The organism is Shewanella livingstonensis, assembly GCF_003855395.1.
Lineage (GTDB): Bacteria > Pseudomonadota > Gammaproteobacteria > Enterobacterales > Shewanellaceae > Shewanella > Shewanella livingstonensis.
In genome coordinates this window covers 3,551,714-3,567,721 of the sequence record NZ_CP034015.1, presented here as the reverse complement: position 1 = coordinate 3,567,721, position 16,008 = coordinate 3,551,714, and the positions used below count along the sequence as shown (strand labels likewise).

The 16,008-nt window shown below is 39.6% G+C and carries 17 protein-coding genes; 12 read left to right on the top strand and 5 right to left on the bottom strand.

Annotation, left to right across the window (positions count from 1 at the left end; genetic code table 11):
• Positions 1-97: 97 nt before the first annotated feature.
• Entirely contained in the window at positions 98-1,330 is a 1,233-nt protein-coding gene (gene sstT, locus EGC82_RS15370) for a serine/threonine transporter SstT (protein WP_124731542.1), read from the top strand.
• A gap of 79 nt (positions 1,331-1,409) precedes the next feature.
• On the opposite strand, the gene EGC82_RS15365 is transcribed toward sstT, so the two are convergent.
• The 3 genes from EGC82_RS15365 to EGC82_RS15355 all read right to left on the bottom strand — a co-directional run bounded on the left by EGC82_RS15365 (position 1,410) and on the right by EGC82_RS15355 (position 3,460).
• Positions 1,410-2,063: an RluA family pseudouridine synthase gene (locus EGC82_RS15365; RefSeq protein WP_124731541.1), complete on the bottom strand. Its 654-nt coding sequence runs from the start codon at positions 2,061-2,063 to the stop codon at positions 1,410-1,412.
• 181 nt (positions 2,064-2,244) lie between these two features.
• Positions 2,245-2,835: a protein disulfide oxidoreductase gene (locus tag EGC82_RS15360; protein WP_124731540.1), complete on the bottom strand. Its 591-nt coding sequence runs from the start codon at positions 2,833-2,835 to the stop codon at positions 2,245-2,247.
• A gap of 28 nt (positions 2,836-2,863) precedes the next feature.
• Entirely contained in the window at positions 2,864-3,460 is a 597-nt protein-coding gene (locus EGC82_RS15355) for an acyl carrier protein phosphodiesterase (RefSeq protein ID WP_124731539.1), read from the bottom strand.
• 194 nt (positions 3,461-3,654) lie between these two features.
• On the opposite strand from EGC82_RS15355, the gene EGC82_RS15350 reads away from it, so the two are divergent.
• From EGC82_RS15350 to secF, 6 genes are all read left to right on the top strand, one after another.
• Positions 3,655-3,840, top strand: a complete 186-nt coding sequence (locus tag EGC82_RS15350) for a hypothetical protein (RefSeq protein ID WP_124731538.1) — start codon at positions 3,655-3,657, stop codon at positions 3,838-3,840.
• Between the two features lie 68 nt (positions 3,841-3,908).
• Entirely contained in the window at positions 3,909-4,949 is a 1,041-nt protein-coding gene (gene queA, locus EGC82_RS15345) for a tRNA preQ1(34) S-adenosylmethionine ribosyltransferase-isomerase QueA (RefSeq protein ID WP_124731537.1), read from the top strand.
• A gap of 142 nt (positions 4,950-5,091) precedes the next feature.
• A complete protein-coding gene (gene tgt, locus EGC82_RS15340) occupies positions 5,092-6,216 on the top strand; it encodes a tRNA guanosine(34) transglycosylase Tgt (RefSeq protein ID WP_011638151.1) in 1,125 nt (374 codons plus the stop codon).
• 25 nt (positions 6,217-6,241) lie between these two features.
• Positions 6,242-6,574 (top strand): preprotein translocase subunit YajC, encoded by a 333-nt coding sequence (gene yajC / locus EGC82_RS15335; protein WP_124731536.1) that lies wholly within the window; start codon positions 6,242-6,244, stop codon positions 6,572-6,574.
• 18 nt (positions 6,575-6,592) lie between these two features.
• Entirely contained in the window at positions 6,593-8,443 is a 1,851-nt protein-coding gene (gene secD / locus EGC82_RS15330; protein WP_124731535.1) for a protein translocase subunit SecD, read from the top strand.
• A gap of 14 nt (positions 8,444-8,457) precedes the next feature.
• Positions 8,458-9,405 carry a protein translocase subunit SecF gene (gene secF, locus EGC82_RS15325; protein ID WP_124731534.1) on the top strand — a complete coding sequence of 316 codons (948 nt, stop codon included), beginning with the start codon at positions 8,458-8,460 and terminating at the stop codon, positions 9,403-9,405.
• Between the two features lie 393 nt (positions 9,406-9,798).
• Here secF and EGC82_RS15320 read toward each other — a convergent pair whose 3' ends face one another.
• Positions 9,799-11,739, bottom strand: coding sequence for a putative bifunctional diguanylate cyclase/phosphodiesterase (locus EGC82_RS15320; RefSeq protein WP_124731533.1), 1,941 nt, complete (start codon positions 11,737-11,739; stop codon positions 9,799-9,801).
• Positions 11,740-12,189: 450 nt separating this feature from the next.
• Positions 12,190-12,591: a DUF3224 domain-containing protein gene (locus tag EGC82_RS15315; RefSeq protein WP_124731532.1), complete on the bottom strand. Its 402-nt coding sequence runs from the start codon at positions 12,589-12,591 to the stop codon at positions 12,190-12,192.
• Positions 12,592-12,840: 249 nt separating this feature from the next.
• Between EGC82_RS15315 and EGC82_RS15310 the strand changes: the two genes are divergently transcribed.
• The 5 genes from EGC82_RS15310 (at position 12,841) to EGC82_RS15290 (ending at position 15,987) form a co-directional block, all read left to right on the top strand.
• Positions 12,841-13,161 (top strand): putative signal transducing protein, encoded by a 321-nt coding sequence (locus tag EGC82_RS15310; protein WP_124731531.1) that lies wholly within the window; start codon positions 12,841-12,843, stop codon positions 13,159-13,161.
• A gap of 109 nt (positions 13,162-13,270) precedes the next feature.
• Positions 13,271-13,630, top strand: a complete 360-nt coding sequence (locus EGC82_RS15305; RefSeq protein ID WP_124731530.1) for a rhodanese-like domain-containing protein — start codon at positions 13,271-13,273, stop codon at positions 13,628-13,630.
• 7 nt (positions 13,631-13,637) lie between these two features.
• Positions 13,638-14,549: a precorrin-2 dehydrogenase/sirohydrochlorin ferrochelatase family protein gene (locus EGC82_RS15300; RefSeq protein ID WP_124731529.1), complete on the top strand. Its 912-nt coding sequence runs from the start codon at positions 13,638-13,640 to the stop codon at positions 14,547-14,549.
• A 78-nt stretch (positions 14,550-14,627) separates the two neighbouring features.
• The gene (locus EGC82_RS15295) at positions 14,628-15,164 is read left to right on the top strand and encodes a YaeQ family protein (protein WP_124731528.1); all 537 of its coding nucleotides are present in this window, start codon (positions 14,628-14,630) and stop codon (positions 15,162-15,164) included.
• Between the two features lie 220 nt (positions 15,165-15,384).
• Complete coding sequence (locus EGC82_RS15290; protein ID WP_124731527.1) at positions 15,385-15,987, top strand: CBS domain-containing protein; 603 nt, start codon at positions 15,385-15,387, stop codon at positions 15,985-15,987.
• The last annotated feature ends 21 nt before the right edge of the window (positions 15,988-16,008 follow it).

The following is a 16,008-nucleotide window of genomic DNA, read 5'->3' as shown; positions in this document are numbered from 1 at the left end:
GATATTGATATGACCATCATTGTCATTCTTCCTTTTCTAAAGATACGCAAAATCTTGATCATAAAAAGCCATAAATATAATAATCAAAGGTTAAGCAATGAATCAAAAAATATCACTGTTAGCTCGAATCGCTAACGGTAGCCTTGTGCTACAAATTATCAGCGGGATCATTTTGGGCGTGATTCTGGCAAGTATTTCAACAACGGGTGCCAATAGTGTGGCTTTTTTGGGATCACTTTTTGTGTCAGCACTGAAAGCGATTGCGCCAATTCTGGTTTTTGTTTTGGTGGCATCATCGATTGCTAATCAAAAGAAAAATAGCCAAACCAATATGCGTCCTATTATTGGATTGTATCTGCTAGGAACTTTTGCAGCAGCATTAACCGCAGTATTATTCAGTTTCGCTTTTCCAACCACTTTACTCTTAACCGCAGGCATTGAAGGCTCAAATCCTCCTCAAGGCATTGGTGAAGTGATCAATACGTTATTATTTAAAGTTGTCGATAATCCAGTTAATGCATTATTAACCGGTAATTATATTGGTATTTTAGTGTGGGGTGCCGGCTTAGGGATAACCATGCATCATGCTAGTGATAGTACCAAGCGTATGCTCGCAGATATCAGTGATGCAGTATCAAATATTGTCCGCTTTGTGATTCGTTTAGCACCGATTGGTATTTTTGGTTTAGTCGCTGCTACCTTTGCTGAAACAGGTTTTGAAGCAATAGCGGGTTATGGTCAATTATTAATGGTGCTAGTGGGTTCAATGCTGTTTATTGCTTTAGTCATTAACCCTATTATCGTATATGTCAAAATTAAACGGAATCCTTATCCATTAGTGTTTAAATGCTTACGTGAAAGTGGTGTTACGGCATTTTTCACCCGTTCAAGCGCAGCCAATATCCCGGTAAATATGGCTTTATGTGAAGAACTTAAATTACATAAAGACACCTATTCTGTGTCGATTCCGTTAGGCGCTACCATTAATATGGGCGGTGCAGCCATTACCATCACGGTGTTAACCTTAGCGGCAGCACATACTTTGGGTATTCAAGTCGACTTTATGACGGCATTGCTATTAAGTGTGGTCGCGTCGGTTTCAGCTTGTGGTGCATCAGGTGTTGCCGGTGGTTCACTATTGTTAATTCCATTAGCGTGTAGTTTGTTTGGTATTTCTAATGATGTTGCTATGCAAGTTGTGGCTGTTGGTTTTATTATTGGTGTTATCCAAGATTCAGCCGAAACAGCATTGAATAGCTCTACCGATGTGATCTTTACTGCTGCAGCGTGTGAAGCCGCTGAAGCGAAAGATGCTGCTAAAGCTAGTTAATTTAGTGACGAATTACTTATAGATAAATGCCGACACGAGTGATTGTGTCGGCATTTTTTTCGTTTGAATTGTTAAGGTTTTAAAATGGATGCGGACTAAAAAATGTCATCTCAATTTGGCTATAAGGATGGGTAATTGTGAGTGATTGTGCATGTAGGTTTAACCGTTTACTGGCATTAACTGTTTCAATATCGCCATAAAATTCATCGCCTAAAATGGCATGGCCAAGCGACAGCATATGAACCCTAAGCTGATGAGTACGACCCGTGTGAGGTTTTAGCTCCATCAGCGTTGATCGTGCTCTGTGTTCAAGTACTTGAAAATAGGTTAACGCTGCCTTACCTGAGTCTGTCAGCATTTGGAATGGCGCTGAATCAGGGTTCGGCCCCATCGCAAAATTTACTTTACCTTGTTGTTCATTGACGTGGCCAATGACTTCGGCAATATACACTTTTTTGGCTTGGCGATTTTGAAATTGAATTTTTAAATGTGATTCAGCTTTTTTAGTTCGCGCAAAAATCATAATGCCTGAGGTGTCGCAATCTAAACGGTGAATCAAAATGGCTTCAGGGTAGCATCGTTGTAAGCGGGTTATGGCCGTATCGTGTGTGTCTGGTGAACGTCCTGGATTTGATAATAGGCCTGAAGGTTTATTGATAACGATAATATCACGGTCTTTATAGCGTATGTCTAACCACGGAATGGATGGCGGTTGATAAGTAAAGATGTGCATTATTAATTGTTCTCTCTGATTGAGTCTAATTCAGCTATTGATGTTGCGAAAATTAGTTCGGTGAATACTCATATTATGAATATTCATGCCATGTGCACTTATGGCCCGAATAGTAACAAAGTTTTACTCAGAACAAAAAATCAATTATCCAGTTTACTCGAATCGATTAACGACGACTTACTTACCATGCCGCCAGCCACAAACGTAAAGACATTCCCCAACTGCTGGTTACTCCCGAGGTAACAAAGCGAATGTTATTATCAGCATCAACGATATAAATAGCGGGTAAAGCCATTGCGCCCCATTGTTGGCTTAATGACATTACCTGAGTTTGGCTTTGTTGATTAATCACCTCAAAATGATAGTCCTGCTGTTGCATAAAGATATTGACGTCACTATCAGTACCAGAGGCTACCGCAATAGAAATCACATGATAATCTTTATTTGAGCTGACTGAGTTCACCATAGGCGAGGTGATTTTGCATACAGGGCACCAGGTTCCCCAAAAATAGATCAAGGTGGGTTTGTTACCGGTACTCAGTGATTCTGATAGCTGTTCCATCTCAGTAGATGCTGGGGTAAATAATGATATGGACTTATTGGTTATCGTGTTTGCTGTAATGGGGGGGGCGATACCGGTTTGCATATCTCGTTGCAAGTAACTGGCAATAATAAATAATACTGCTCCAATGAGTATGATATCGCGAAGACTAGTAAGCCAAAACCGTCTGGATTTGAGAGTGATCTCTAGGTTAATTAACCATGGAGGCATACTTAATTAACCCTTTTATTAATCACTTTCATGGCAAATATTCAGCCGGAGTTTTACGACTGTAAATTCTGCTATAGGCCATTAGTTGTGGATAAAAAACTCTAAATGCAATTTCAATATCAACATAAATTTTATCAATATCTTTAATCGCATGATCAAACAGTTCTGGTTTTGATAATCGACGACTCACGCCTTTAATCGCTAAATCTAATCCTTGCCTTGTTTGGTAACTACTTAACCAATCTTGCTCGATAATTTGTGGCGCAATGGCCTGTAACGTCGGAGGTATTTCAAGTGTGGTACTTAGCTGGCGGTATGCTTTTTGGCAAAATTCATCTAATGGTTGGTGATGATACTCTTCCCAGTAAAATGCGAGGTAATGATCAAATACAAGGTCGATGAGTATTGGCGCCACGCGGCGTGAGGTTTTTGGGAACAGCTTGAGTAAATCGATAATAACTTCATGACTGTCAGTAATTTGGTCTATTTGACGATGGAGCCATATGCCTTGCTGCAGATGTTTTGGATGCTGAGCTATGTTACCTTTTGCGAAATCACCGGACAAATTAGCTACTAGGTGAGTATCGCTGATGTCGGCTAAATGTAAGTGAGCTAAAAAGTTCATAAATTGTACTTCTAATTTTATTGTTTTACAGTATGATACAAGCCGTTTGTAACAAAGCGTTACAAGATGACAAGGATGAGGCGTTAATCATAACGTTTTATAGACAAATGTCATTGAGTATTGAGCATCAATTGTTGTTATAGATAGATGGTGAGTGCTGTGAAAGGGAATCAACTTAACTTTAAGGATCAAGGATGAAAGATTGGGTTAAAAAGTTATTGGGTAGGCCTACCGCGTTAAAGAGACATAAAGTCCACATCGACATGCGCTATGAAGAGCATTCATACAAATCGAATCAAACCTTCGATGCTGCTAAGCCCAATTCGATAGATTTGGATGATATTGACACTGAAACTCTTGATCAAAAGTCGACAAAATAATCTGTAAACTTGATCTTAACTTGCGCTCGCCATAGACTAGCGGCCGTTTTTACTGTTGAGATTATACTATGCGCGTTGCAGATTTTTCATTCGACCTACCAGATGAGCTGATTGCTCGCTATCCGACAGCACAACGCAATGCTTCGCGTTTACTCACATTAAGTGGCGAAAACGGTCAGCTTGCCGATAAAAAATTTACTGATTTACTTAATATGATCAATCCTGGTGACTTGATGGTGTTTAATAACACTCGAGTCATACCAGCGCGTTTATTTGGTCAAAAATCCACTGGTGGCAAACTTGAAATTCTCGTAGAGCGTATGCTGGACGATAAACGTATTTTAGCCCACGTTCGCAGTTCAAAATCGCCTAAAGTGGATACGCTTATCGACTTAGATGGCGGCTATCAAATGAAAATGCTACTCCGTCATGATGCCTTGTTTGAACTTGAGTTACTGTCAGATAAAACTATTTTAGAAGTGCTTGAAGATGTCGGCCATATGCCGCTGCCGCCTTACATCGACCGTCCAGATGAAGATGCTGATAAAGAGCGTTATCAAACGGTGTATAATCAAACACCAGGTGCCGTAGCAGCACCTACAGCAGGCTTACACTTTGATGATGCCATGCTGGCTGAATTAAAAGCTAAAGGCGTTAATATTGCCTTTGTGACCTTGCATGTTGGCGCGGGTACATTCCAGCCAGTACGGGTCGATAATATTCTTGAACACAAGATGCATTCAGAATGGGCTAACGTTGGGCAAGATGTCGTTGACCTTATTGCACAAACGAAAGCCAACGGCCATCGTGTGGTTGCTGTTGGTACTACCTCAGTACGTTCACTTGAAAGTGCAGCGCGAGCCAGTGGTGACGGTCCACTTACAGCCTTCTGTGGTGATACCGATATTTTTATATACCCTGGTTATCAATTTAACATTGTTGATTCGATGGTCACCAATTTTCATTTGCCAGAGTCGACATTAATCATGCTATTAAGTGCTTTTGCCGGTTTTGATGAAGTGATGAATGCTTATCAACATGCCATTACGCAAAAATATCGCTTTTTTAGCTATGGTGATGCGATGTTTGTGACGAAAAAAGCCCCGTAAGCAACGAATTTGATTTAAAATACACGCCCACAATAGTGGGCGTTTTTTTGATTTAATGTGTCAGTAACCTTGAAGCATTAAAATTTGCCCTCATTACTATAGAAACTAAACGAGTCAGACTGTTTATCTGGCAAGGTGATTTATGAAATTTGAATTAGATACAACAGATGGTCGAGCACGTCGCGGACGTCTTATTTTCGATCGCGGCACCGTAGAAACACCAGCATTTATGCCTGTGGGAACTTACGGTACGGTAAAAGGTATGACGCCTGAAGAAGTGCGCGCTACCGGTGCCGATATTTTATTGGGCAACACCTTCCATTTATGGTTACGTCCAGGTGAAGAGATTATGCGTAAGCATGGTGACTTGCACGACTTTATGAATTGGCAGCGTCCAATTCTGACTGACTCGGGTGGATTCCAAGTATTCAGCTTGGGTGATATCCGTAAAATTACTGAAGAGGGTGTACATTTTCGTTCACCTATTAATGGCGAGAAGATTTTCTTAGACCCAGAAAAGTCTATGCAAATTCAGGATTCTTTAGGATCTGACGTGGTGATGATTTTTGATGAATGTACACCATATCCAGCAACACATGATGAAGCGCGTAAGTCGATGCAAATGTCACTGCGTTGGGCAAAACGCTCACGTGATGAGTTTGATCGCTTAGAAAACCCAAACTCTTTGTTTGGTATTATTCAAGGTGGCGTATTTGAAGATTTACGTGACGAGAGTGTAAAAGGGTTATTAGACATCGGTTTTGATGGCTATGCCGTAGGTGGCTTGGCTGTAGGTGAACCTAAAGCAGATATGCACCGCATTTTAGAGCATGTTTGCCCGCAAATCCCTGCTGATAAACCACGTTATTTAATGGGTGTCGGTAAACCTGAAGACTTAGTCGAAGGTGTGCGTCGTGGCGTTGATATGTTTGACTGTGTAATGCCAACACGTAATGCTCGTAATGGTCATTTATTTACCAGTGAAGGTGTCATTAAAATCCGTAATGCACGTCACCGCGATGACACTGCAACATTAGATCCTAAGTGTGATTGTTACACTTGTAAAAACTATTCACGTGCTTATTTATACCATTTAGATCGTTGTAATGAAATTTTAGGTGCGCGTTTAAACACCATCCACAATTTACGTTATTACCAAATGTTGATGGAAGGTTTGCGTGGCGCAATTGAGACAGGTACATTAGACGCCTTTGTTAAGGAGTTCTACACCAGTTTTGGTCGCGAAGTACCTGAGTTAATCGTTTAATTTTAGCTAATAAGAAGAGAGAACTATGTTTATTTCAAATGCATATGCAAGCCCAATGAGTGGAATAGCCGGTGGCGAAACCATGCAATTAATTTTCATGCTAGTCATGTTTGGATTAATTTTTTACTTCATGATTTTTCGTCCGCAGTCTAAGCGTGTTAAAGAACATAAAAACCTAATGGCATCAATTTCAAAAGGTGATGAAGTGCTAACCAGTGGTGGCATTCTTGGTAAAGTGACCAAAATCGGTGAAGAAAGTGATTATGTATTATTAGCCATTAATGATAACAACCAAATCACGATTAAAAAGGATTATATCGCAGCGGTATTGCCTAAAGGTTCTATCCAGTCGTTATAAAGCCAAGAGGGCTATGGTGTGTTAAATAAATACCCAATGTGGAAAAATATCATGGTGATGCTTATCATCGCCATTGGTAGTTTTTATGCAATTCCAAATTTGTTTGGTGAAGATCATGCAGTACAGATTGTCGCCACTCGTGGCGCTGAAGTCACTGCATCGACACAAACGACTGTGGTTGATTTATTAGAGGGTCAGGGTATTGCCGTAAAGCGTGCCGAGCTTGAAAATGGTCAGTTATTAGTTCGCGTGCAAAATCCTGAGCAACAGCTGATAGCCAAAGAGTCTATCGCTGAACTGCTTGGCCAGAAATATACCGTTGCATTAAACTTAGCACCGGCAACCCCTGAATGGCTTGAGGCTGTTGGTGGTTCGCCGATGAAACTAGGTTTGGATTTACGTGGTGGGGTTCACTTCTTAATGGAAGTGGATATGGGCGAAGCTGTCCGTAAAATGGAAGAAGCTAAAATAGCTGATTTTCGTAGCCAACTTCGTGAAGAGAAAATTCGTTACGCTGGTATTCGTAAAACCCCAAAAGGGATTGCGATTAAGTTTAGAGATGCTGAAACGGTTGATCAAGCTGAGAATTATTTAAAAACTCGCAGCAATGACATGACGTATACTGATGCGAGTAGCGGCAGTGAGTTTATGCTTCTTGCTACTATGAGTGATACTTATCTTAAGCAAATTAAGGAAGAAGCACTACAGCAAAACATTACCACTATTCGTAACCGTGTGAATGAGCTTGGTGTTGCAGAGCCAGTTGTACAGCGTCAAGGCGCAGAGCGCATTATCGTTGAATTACCAGGCGTGCAAGATACTGCTCGTGCAAAAGAAATTTTAGGTGCGACAGCATCAATTGAATTTCGCATGGTTGACGACAAAGCTGACGTAAGTGCGGCTGCAAGTGGCCGTGTTCCTGCTGGTGCTGAAGTATATCAACGTCGTGAAGGTGGCATTGCCGTATTGAAGAAAGAAGTGATGTTAACTGGTGATCATATCACTGGCGCGCAGCCGACTTTTGACGAATACAGCCGACCACAGGTAGCGATTAATCTTGATGCTAAAGGCGGCTCGATTTTCTCTAACGTCACCAAAGACAATATTGGTAAACCAATGGCAACATTGTTTATTGAATATAAAGACAGTGGTACACGTAATCCTGATGGCACAGTGAAAATGACTCGTATTGAAGAAGTCATTTCAGTTGCCACCATTCAAGCGCGTTTAGGTCGTAATTTTGTGATTACCGGTCTTGAGCATACTGAAGCACAAAGCTTAGCGTTACTGCTTCGTGCTGGTGCGTTGATTGCGCCTGTGACTATCGTAGAAGAAAGAACTATTGGTCCAAGCCTAGGTAAAGAAAACATCGAAAATGGTGTTCAAGCTATGATTTGGGGCATGGTTGTTGTACTTGTATTCATGATGGTTTACTACCGTGCTTTTGGCTTTATCGCCAACTTAGCATTGATGGCTAATTTAATCATGGTCGTGGGTGTTATGTCGATGATCCCTGGTGCGGTATTAACCCTACCTGGTATTGCGGGCATGGTATTAACTGTGGGTATGGCTGTCGACGGAAACGTGCTGATTTTTGAACGTATTCGTGAAGAGTTATTAGCTGGTCGCAGTGTGCAACAAGCTATCCATGAAGGTTATGGTAATGCATTTTCTACTATTGCTGATGCTAACATCACCACCTTTATGACAGCGTTAATTTTGTTTGCTGTTGGTACTGGTGCGGTGAAAGGCTTTGCAGTTACCTTAATGATAGGTATCGCGACTTCGATGTTTACGGCCATTGTTGGCACACGCTCAATCGTGAATGCGGTTTGGGGTGGTAAGCGCGTTAAGTCATTGTCTATCTAAAGGAGAAGTTGAATATGTTGCAGATATTTTCAGTAAAGAACACAGTCGACTTCCTTCGTCACGCACTTCCTATTAGTGTAATGTCGCTTATCCTTGTTATTGCTTCTTTTGTATCGCTAGGCGTACAAGGCATTAACTGGGGGTTAGATTTTACCGGCGGTACTGTTGTTGAAATGGAGTTTTCAGCTCCGGTTGACTTGAGTGCGCTACGCGCGACGATGACTTCAGCGGAAGCTGAAGGTGCGGTAGTACAGAACTTTGGTTCAAGCCGCGATATATTGGTGCGTTTACCGGTAAGAAATGAGCTAAAAAGTGATGTGCAGGTTGCTGCTGTATTAAGTGCTGCGCAATCAATTGATGCCGGCGTGATTCAAAAGCGAGTTGAGTTTGTTGGACCTCAGGTAGGTAAAGAGTTAGCAGAACAGGGCGGCTTAGCGGTTATTGTGGCCTTAATCTGTATTCTTATCTATGTGTCGTTTCGTTTTGAATGGCGTTTAGCAGCAGGTTCTGTTGCGGCGCTAGCTCATGACGTAATTGTGACCTTAGGGGTGTTTTCGGTATTACAACTCGAGTTTGACTTGACTGTATTGGCTGGTTTGTTAACGGTTGTTGGTTACTCACTTAACGATACTATCGTAGTGTATGACCGTATCCGTGAAAACTTCCTTAAAATGCGTAAAGGCACTCCTGTAGAGATTGTGAATACTTCAATCACTCAGACTATGAGCCGTACTGTTATTACCACTGGTACTACATTAATTACCGTTATTGCGCTGTTTTTAAAAGGCGGCACAATGATCCATGGTTTTGCGACTGCATTGCTATTAGGTATTTTTGTGGGTACATACTCATCGATTTACGTGGCCAGTTATTTAGCCATTAAATTGGGTATCAATCGTGAGCATATGTTACCGGTAGAGATTGAAAAAGAAGGGGCAGATCAGCCTTCAATGATGCCTTAATACGCATTATTAAAATTGATCACTAAAAAGAAACCCCAGCTATGCTGGGGTTTCTTTTTATCACAATCCTATTATCGTTTCTGTCCTGTTAAATGATCCTCACAAGCGCTGAGTAATGTTTTGTACCATTGCTGTTCAGGATCAGTGATCAAAGCTTCCCAGCCATCAGAACTCAATATTTCAACTGACGTTAGTACCAGAATATTGTTTTGATTAAGCGTAACTTTAAATGTACCAAAATCGGTATTTAAACGACTTATGTGAATGCTAGTAGTTTTATTGATTATTGTTTTACTCTTTCTATTTGTCATTAGTCTATTGTCAGGGCTGCATGTATTATTCAACATTCAACATTCAACATTCAACATTCAACATTCAACATTACCAGCTTAGCTATCTCAGTTGCACGTGAGCTAATGGAGCCTCAGAAGTTTGCGGTGCATATACGCCAGTACCGGTCATTGCAATATGATTAATATTTTGGCTGATCATTTTACTGCCTACATCTTTTGATGTTTCAGGACGACTAATTAAATAGCCTTGAATACAATCAATGCCCATCTTTTTAACGAGTTCAAACTGTGCAGCCGTTTCAACACCTTCAGCTACAATCTTTAAGTCGAGAGTTTTACCCAAGCCACTTATAGAATTTAATATTTTTTCATACTTAGGGTTGATGTTAGCTTGATCGATAAATAGTTTATCAATTTTTATTACATCAACAGGTAAATTTGCTAATGTTGACAATGAACTGAAGCCAGTTCCAAAGTCATCAATAGCGATTAACACGCCGGCTTGACGCAGTTTTTCTAAATCCGAAATGACTTGCTCTGAAGCATCAATAAAGCAAGATTCTGTTATTTCCAGCAACAATGCTTTTGCGGGTAAACCGACCTTATTTAAGGTATTCATTACCCAATCATGCAGAGGTATATGAGCTAATTGCACCCCAGAAATATTGACTGAAATTCTGACTTTATTCATTCCAGCATTATACCAAGCAGCCATTTGACGGCAGGCTTCCAATAATATCCAATTGCCGAGCTCTAAAATTAAATTAGAGTCTTCTGCGATCGGAATAAATTCAGCTGGTGATATAGAACCTTCAATTGGATGGTTCCAACGGATTAGACATTCAAAATAATCAATACTAAAGTCATTAACATTAACAATGGGTTGAAATGATAATGTGAAGTTTTGACTGGCCATCGCGAGACGAATTTCTTCGAGTAAATAGTGATAACGACGCATTTTATTGCCCATTTCAGGCGAATAAACGCGGTATATACCTCTACCATCTGTTTTTGCACGGTACATAGCAACATCGGCCATTTGTAATAATGTATTGGGATTTGCTGCACTATCTGGATATACCGCAATACCAATACTAGCGCCGATTTTAATTAACTTATTGCCCAATAAAAAATCACCTTCAATTTCTTGTAAGACATTTTTTGCGACTTCAATAGGTAAATTTTCATCTTCAAGGTTTTCGATAAAGATTGAAAATTCATCACCTCCGAGTCTAGATAAGCTCAGCTCTAACCCTAGTGTTGGCGCAAAATGACTTAAATTTTGATTCCTGACCACGGTTTTTAATCTTTGTGCTACTTGGACAAGGACTTCATCACCAAAACTGTGACCGAATGAGTCATTAACTTGTTTAAAACCATCAAGGTCGATAAAAAGCAGAGCTTGTCTTTTATTTAATTTTTGAGCTTGTTCAAGTTGAGTTTGTAGGTGATGCAAATAAGCATGGCGATCAATCAATCCTGTGAGTTTATCTTGGCTTTGACTAATAAATGTTTTGTGATGTTGCTCATTAATCTGTTTATTAAGCTCAACGAGAGCAAAACTCAGTTTTGAAATAACATTTTGTTGTTCTATTTTAGGCAGACTGATGTTAAATGAGGCTAATAGTCTATTGGTTTCATCGTTTAATACTTCTAGTGATCTTATGGTTGTTTTTTGATGGCGGCGATTGATGTATATCGGCACTGTAATAGTAAAGAGTCCCAAAAGAAGCAGCGGTAAATTGCTAAATAGCATCATATTATTGATTATATCATCGATGCTAACGACTCTAATTTGATTGCCATTTTTAGATATCACCGCATATGTATCTTGATTGTCACTAACTACTTGATAATTTAGTAACAAACTAGCCCAATGATTAACTAACGGGGTAACACTACTTTGCTCTAGCTGTTGTAAGTTGACGTTAGTGTTGTCGCGGTTAAATGCATGTAAACTTTGATTTAGCGTTAATATAACTAAAAGATATAATCCTACTAAACAGCCTAAAATAAGTAAGATTACTTTTGATATCCGCATTGTATGGACTCTTAATCAGTAAATAGAAAGTTAATATGAGGTTAAATGAGAGAGAGTTGCATATTTTTAAGTAATATACTCGGTCTCATATTGGGTTTAGAGTGTAGAGTAAATGTTGATTTTTAACAATTAAGCATATGAGCCGTTTATCTGTTTTATGTATAAATTGGCGATAATTCTGTAAATAAAATGCTTTTATTTACAGTTTATTGTGCAGCAACAAAGATAGTGAGTATTAACTTATTCTTTAATGCTACTAAAGAGGTATTCACAATGAAGCATTCGTTATTATCAGTCAATACAGGTTAAAATAGCTTGCTATAGGCAAATCTGTTAAATCCCAATTTGAATCATCGGTTACCTATAATGTATCAATTTATAATGAAGAAACGAGTCTCACTTAGTCCCTGATGATTGAAGGTACTGTCGTAACCTCATTAAGCGTTACTATTAAACTAGAGTGAATGTAATAATATATTCCGCTTGGCCTTTTTCGGTAGAAATAAACTCCCCATGACCGATATACTCAGTTAGGTTGTCGGTACCAGATCCTTCAATAATACTGAATTGACTTTGTGCAATACCTTGTGAATATCGGCCACTATGTTGTAGCACTATGGTGCCGGCAATTTCAGGCGTGCTAATGGTTAAGTGTTCTATCCCTACAAATACTGCAGCGCCATCTTTTTGATACGACATGACATAGCGAGTTTTAGCCGAACCACTAATGTCGCCAGAATATGTTTGGGTAATCTCGGCTATTGTTTGCTTGCTACTATCCATGTGTTCTGCATAAGCTGATTCATTCCAAGTGGTGATTTGAAATACTCCTTTTAAGACTATTTTTGTCATGTAGACTCCTGTTAATGATGTTAATGATGTTAATGATGTTATTGAGTACAGATGACGGCTATAAAGTTAACATATTAATTGTTTATGCTAAATGTCTCACTTGTCCAATTGGTCTAATAGGTCGCTAGACCTCATTAGTTGATACGAATTGGCATCGGTCTATAGTTCACAAACAAGACTCGACAGATTTCTGCTGAGGCAGTAGGATAAAATACATTTGCCAGCAAGAGCAATACAGTAGGATAACGTATGGAACAACGAAAAGTATTATTGGCCGGTGGTAATTTACTACAGGCTCATACATGGAAAGGGCTACTGGAAACGAGCGGGATAGATGTCGATCTTAAAGGTGAAGCGCTCATTGGCGGTGTAGGGGGGTTGCCTATTGAAATGCAGACAGTTGAGTTATGGGTTGCAGATAGTCAACTTGTAGCTGCTCAAACTTTACTTGATTCACTCGATATCGAAAAGCCTCAATGGCAATGTGTTCAATGTCATGAAATCAACGAAGGTAGTTTTGAGTTGTGCTGGCAATGTAGTTCTCAACGAAGTGAAATGCATAACGAATAACTACTCGTATAAGGTTTTTATCGAAGGCGTGATAAACCACTTTAAGGTTTATCACGTATTTAGTGCTAATTTATCACCAATGAGTGATTCACCAAATTTAGGAAACGCTATGCAAGCATCCCCAGCATTCGCCAGTTTAGTTGATTCTGTAATGCCTCATGTCAGCTTATTAACCATTGAACAATATCAACAACAAGACCAATGGCAATTAATCGATGTACGAGAAGATAATGAGTGGTTGCAAGGACATCTACCCAAAGCAAAGCACCTAAGCCGTGGCATTATTGAGCGTGATATAGAACATCGTTTTCCTGACAAAAATACCCCATTATTGCTTTATTGCGGCGCAGGTCAGCGAGCTGCATTATCAGCTTACAATTTACAGCTTATGGGATACATGCAAGTAGCTTCCATGGTCGGTGGATACCGCGCATGGATACAACATCAATTTCCTATTATTCAAGACTGAGTAGATAATGCAATATTTTCCGTTGTTTGTTGATACTCAAGGTCTACAGGTGTTATTGGTTGGCGCTGGTGAAGTCGCTACGCGTAAACTTGATTTATTGTCACGCACTGATGCTAATATTCACGTCATTGCACCTGTAGTAGCGAGTGATATTGAAAAATATCATTCTCAAGGTCGGATCCAGCTTTCTCGCCGCGAAGTGTGCAGTGATGATATTGCCAATGTCGATATCATTTACCTTGCCACTGCCGATGAGCAGTTGAATATGGATTTTGCAGAATTGGCCACTGAGCGTGGCATTTGGGTTAATGTGGTCGACAACCCTAAATTTTGCCGGTTTATTACGCCTTCAATTGTCGATAGAGGCAGATTGGTGGTTGCGATAAGTACTGCTGGTGCAGCCCCAGTTTTTGCTCGAACGATTCGTTCTCGGCTTGAAACCATGCTTCCGCCATCGTTAGCGCCATTATTTGATTTTGTTGCCAGTAAACGGGAAGAAGTACAACATAAATTACTTGCGAGTAAAGATAGACGTTTATTTTGGGAACGGTTTTTTACCATAAACCAAGATAAATTTGATCGGTTAACTGAGCAGCATTACCTTGATGCTTTTGATAACTTGAGTGTTAAAGGTGACATTACTCTCTTAATTGAAGATACACCGGCGCATTTATTGCCCATTGCTGCAATGCCTTTGTTACAGACTTTAGATGTGGTTTACAGTGATAACCCGCTCGATGGCGAGATTAATGAATTATTAAGGCGCGATGCAAGCAGAGAAATAGTGCCATTATTAAGTGATATTACACAGCAATATGAACATGGTAGTCGTATATTAATTGTGTCTTCATTAGCTAAAATCAGTCAGTTTGGTGCACATTTCCCAATGGCAAAACATCTACGACCTGGTGCTATTTAACACCTTAAAGATGATATTTTATTATGCCGAGTCTACTTTGTAGTAGACTCGGTTTTTTTATATTGATTGGAATCTTCCATGGCCGCTAAAGCTACCGTTTTTAAAGTCTCTTTGCAGATAGCAGATATGGATCGTCATTATTATGCCGATCATCAATTTACTTTAGCCCAGCACCCATCCGAAACGGATACGCGCATGATGGTTCGTTTACTAGCATTTGCCATAAATGCATCGGAAACATTAGTGTTCAGTAAAGGATTGTGCGTTGATGACGAAGCAGAACTTTGGGATAAAAGTCTGAGTGGTGAAATCGATCTTTGGGTTGAATTTGGCCAAGCAGATGAAAAGTGGCTCAGGAAAGCTTGTGGTCGATCAAAACAAGTTATTTTGTATACTTATGGTGGCCGGAGTGTGCCTATTTGGTGGCAACAAAACCAACAAGCTTTTGCTCGTTACGATAATTTGAGTGTAATTAATTTCCCTGAAGATGCGATCAAACAGTTGGAAGTATTTGTTAATCGTAACATGGCATTGCAAGTTAGTCTCAGCGAAGGGCAAGTGTGGTTTTCTGATGCAAATAATAGCGTATTAATCGAACCCGAAAGCTTAAAGTGATCGAGATCACGTAATATTAGCAGCTAGCATGCTTTCATTCATAGCAATGTGAATTGAACCTTAATTTAGTGAAAATTAATTAAGTTTAATCAAATGGGTCTTGTACTAATAAAAACACAGGCAGATAATTGATTCATCTAATGAACACTACGTAAATATATAAGTATTTGATAATTATGGTGTTTTGGTTTTGCGATGGTTGTTGATTAAGGATGTTATTGTGAAAAAATTAGCCCTATACCCAGTAGAAAAAATTGATGAATTAACTTCACCTGAAGCTCATGAAGACATATCTGTATTGTCTTCTGCCCTAAACGTGTTTACTGATTTTAAGAAAGTGACACCTATGGTTATTGAATCGAGCACATCGGCGGTTAAGGTTGAACACTTAATGCAGAAGTCGCATGTACGTCTTAAATTAGTGATAGATCATAAAGATCAATTCATGGGCTTAATCAGTTTTGAGTCTTTACATAATCAAGAGATATTAAAACGTGTCGCAGCTGGGCATCAGCGTGATCATTTAAGTGTTGCTGATTTTATGATCCCTAAAGAAGACCTTAAAGCGATTGATTTTGAAGATTTAACTTATGCTCGTATTGGTGATGTGATTGAGACATTACAATCAGCAGGCCAGCAACATTGTTTAGTCGTTGATCGTCAAAATCATGCTATCCGTGGTGTATTATCTGCTAATGATATTGCCAGACGATTAAAGCTTGCTGTTGATGTTAGTACTCCAAACTCATTTGCATCAATATTTAAGGTTATTGCTAATACTCAGCAGCCAGCGGTATTGCAAACCCCACAGCCTCATTTTTAATGTGTAGAATTTCATGATAAA